Raw genomic sequence first — 1264 nt, forward strand, 5'->3', positions numbered from 1 at the left:
TATCACACTGAAAAACAGACGTTGAAGGGAATCGAGGCCATGCATATGATTAGTAAAGGACAGGCGTAAAAAATTCGTCTGTCCTCTTTGCTGTTGAATGGCGCAAAGTGTTGTCTTTGGATAGTAACTCACTGGGTGCCTACTCTACGCATGTACGGTTTGACGGAGAGTTCGGGCAAGAGGATCATTCTTCAGAATAAATTCATAATTACCCTCACTTTTTCTGCAGATTTTTTAGTTAGGATACAGGAGAGGAAACATTTGTCAGATAGCAATGATTGGCAGAGAGGGGAAAAAGAATGAATAAGTTAACCGAATTCTCGATGAAGAATATAACAGCGATCTTCATAATGATGCTGCTGTTAATTGTGGGAGGCAGTTATTTCTCCACGACATTGAAGGTGGAAATGATGCCCGATACTTCATCTTCTAGAATTTACATCACTGCGCAGTATACAGCTGCGCCAAAGGATATTTTGGAGCAAATCACAAAGCCAATTGAGAAAGCCGTGTCCGGTTTAGATGGATTGAAGAATCTTACATCCAGCTCGCAGGACAATTACGCGCAAATTGTTGTGGATCTTGAGCAAGGCAAGAAATTAGATGACGCCAAGAAAGATATTGAGAGCCTAGTTGCCAATGTTCGACTACCGCAAGGGGTCGAGAGGCCAAAGGTACTTACTGCTGGTTTCGCCTCTAGTCCCGTCTATTATATGGCGGTATATGGAGGGAATGGGATGAATCAAAATGAGCTGGATAAGGTATATAAAGACACCATCCTGCCTGGTTTTGAATCGATCAAAGGCATTGATCACGTTGATTCGGTTGGTAATCAAGACGCTATGTTAACGATCAAATTGGATGCAGGAGCCATCAATAACTATGGGCTTAGTCCGACCCAGGTCTCAAACTTAATTCAAGCTTCGCTTGTATCCAGCCCTGCGGGCTCCGTGGAAGTCAGTGGAAATACACAGATGGTGCGTGTTAAAGGCCAACTAAACTCTATTTATAAATTGGATAATCTCCCTATATCAACACCGAAAGGGGATACCCTGTTACTAAAGCAAATCGCTAAGATAGAAGCAGTCAGCGAGGCTTCCTTTATCGCCAGAGTCGATGATAAGCCGGCTATAGGCGTGCTTTTGTACAAAACAAAAGCGGCAAATGCCGTTGAATTTGCGGACACTGCAGATAGGATGATGACGGAGTGGGAACATACACTGCCTGATGTGAAGTTCCATATCGTGCTCAATGAAGCTACTTC

Annotated in this window: 1 protein-coding gene; it reads left to right on the forward strand. The window is 43.4% G+C overall.

Features of this window, described 5'->3' with window-relative positions:
• Window positions 1-299: 299 nt before the first annotated feature.
• Window positions 300-1264: efflux RND transporter permease subunit (locus tag AC1DUA_RS38165; protein ID WP_477504656.1), on the forward strand; the 965-nt coding region annotated here is incomplete at its 3' end.

This window comes from Paenibacillus sp. 01T422, assembly GCF_056398785.1.